Origin of the sequence: Alkalibacterium indicireducens (assembly GCF_039522005.1) — a bacterium.
Taxonomy (GTDB): domain Bacteria; phylum Bacillota; class Bacilli; order Lactobacillales; family Carnobacteriaceae_A; genus Alkalibacterium; species Alkalibacterium indicireducens.
Window position 1 is genome coordinate 1 of the sequence record NZ_BAAADA010000093.1, and the last position, 2,492, is coordinate 2,492.

2 protein-coding genes are annotated in these 2,492 nt (G+C 32.0%); both read left to right on the top strand.

The genetic code is table 11. The features are described from left to right. Window positions 1-298 precede the first annotated feature (298 nt). Complete coding sequence (locus tag ABFX15_RS05940) at window positions 299-838, top strand: hypothetical protein (protein WP_346024557.1); 540 nt, start codon at window positions 299-301, stop codon at window positions 836-838. A gap of 32 nt (window positions 839-870) precedes the next feature. Next, the gene (locus tag ABFX15_RS05945) at window positions 871-2,472 is read left to right on the top strand and encodes a VPA1262 family N-terminal domain-containing protein (RefSeq protein ID WP_346024558.1); all 1,602 of its coding nucleotides are present in this window, start codon (window positions 871-873) and stop codon (window positions 2,470-2,472) included. Window positions 2,473-2,492 lie beyond the last annotated feature (20 nt).

Genomic DNA, 2,492 nt, shown 5'->3' on the forward strand with positions numbered 1-2,492 from the left:
GAATTAACGAATACAGGTTTTCTAATTACATGCAATAGTGGATATTTAGTGTAAAAAGGGTAAATTCAAATCTTTTCACTATTCCATTCCAATTTAAAGTTTGATACAATTATCATGCTAATTAATTTAGTAAGGGACCCTTCCATCCCTCTGCGCAAACATGAGGTGGAAGGGTCTCTTTCTATTTCTCCTTAATTACTCTTAAGGACATTATATTCGTCTATTTACGGACAAACAACTCCATCATATTCAGGTCATTTGAAATTGGCTAAAACAAAGAGAACTCTTTGCGCCTAAAATGAACATCATGAATGAATTTGGGAAATTTGTGGTTGTTATCATGAATGAGGCTGAATTTAGAAGAAGGGTTCATAAGGCGGCAGAAAAAGCGGATTATGATTGTGTCTTTGGGGGTGTAAATTATCATACTGCTAATGATCGCGGAAATTTAGTAACTGGAAATATGCTTCATCTGATTAGGGAAGATGAAATAGATATTAACAAACTTGCATCTGAAAAAAATGTGATTAATCACTACGACTGTTTTGATAAATGGGATAAACATGCTTATCAAAGAGAATGGAGAATATGCATAAATAGAAATAACCACGAGGTTACTCCGTATCGATTAGAAATAGGTAATATATCAGATATTGCTTTTATAGTTTCTGTTGAGATGTTATATCCCGCTCTGTTTAAATGGTTAGGGGGTTTTACATCAGAAAGTCCATTGTTTTATTTGCCAAAGTATGGAGGGACTGTTACTAGAGATTTGTTTAAAATGAACGTCTACAATATGAGGCCAAACAAAGGTTATTTACTTACCACAATTATGTAATTAGTGGAGATATAGATGATGGGCTTATAATTATGAAATGTTATATATCGCAGATTAATGGGTTTTATAAAGGATTTGATAAAATATCAGAGTTTGATGAAATAAAACAAGTGGGTGAAGTAATGAATGAAAACGTCAATTCTCATGATCGAATAGCTATCGAATATGCCTCGTTAACTCAACCGGGTAATTTAGGATTCTATAAATCATGTGAGGTAACTACAGTATTTATGATTAATAAAACTTCAAGACAAGCATTTAATTATTTTTCAATTTTTGCATTTCATGAAGGAAAAGCATTAAAAGAAAATATTGAATATCTAACTGAAAAGCCATTAAGAGTTTCTGATGAATACACACTGGGGATTTGTAGATATTACTTAACTATGGAAGAAGCCTACGAAAGCTTTAACCAAATGAGACACAACCAATCACTTATCAACAAGGGTGGGGAATTACAAATTGGAAAATTGAGTTTAATCAACAAACAATTTGTACCGCAAAATGGAACAACAGAAGTTTGCCTTAATAGAATTTTGAAAAATAATTTTATGAATGGATGTTATATTTACGAGTTCTTTAACAATAACAAAAAGATTGCCTCAAATTTGACTAAAAATCAACTGGAAAAGATCTCTGCTTTTATTCTGAAATATGTTCCAATTGATCTTCATGTCCTACAAGATAGAATAGGAAATATTATTTTTCAATTTCCATCAAATTTAGTAACTTTAAAATCATCATCAAGTAAGGATGGAGAAACACTTAACATAACTCTTAACACGGACGATAGGATTACTGATAACGATAGGTATTCTATCCTTGTATCCAACGAATTTGATGGTTGTTTAACAGGGACTAGATACCATTCTGTGAAAAACAACCAAAACACTATATTGGACATAGGAGATACTGATAATTTAATTAAGTCTAGGGTTTACGATAAAAAGTCAAATCTGGTAGTCTATGAGGCTAATTATAGCTGGATTAAAGAAATAAATACTAGATTTCATATAGGTAGCGAATTTTCTAAGAAGAGAACTATGAATATACCTGAGGGAACAGTGGATGTAGAGGTGGAATCTGTAGAGTTTTTAAGCGTCCCCCCTATAAAGCATACAGAAGAAAAATACTGGAAAGAGTTTGTAAAGGAGAGGCAGTATAGGGAACGACTAGAAGAATTGGAACGTCGAATGAAATTTATGCAGTATGGTACAGCCGCTCATCATGGAAGAAAACAAGCTTTAAAAGATATTAGAAAATTAATTAATATACATTCAGAAAATCAAATTATGCTATGGGATCCTTATTTAACAGTATATGATATTTTTGATACTCTTTATTATTGTAAACAGATGGGGGTAGAGATGCGAGCGATTACTTCTTCAAGTGGTGAAACTAGGAAAATAAATGGTGAAAAAGATCAGAACATTACTGCTTGGATTGAAGAACAGAAAGAAGTCTTTAATACTAAAAGCAATAATTATGGGATAAATCTTCAGGTTAGATGTCAGCATACTCAATTTGGTTGGAAATTTCACGATAGATTCCTGTTATTTGTAAAAAGAGATGGGACTACATTGGAGGGTGCTGAAAAAGAAACCCTTTTTAAGGGCTATAAATGGGTAAAATAAATAATCAGTGATTATCTGGT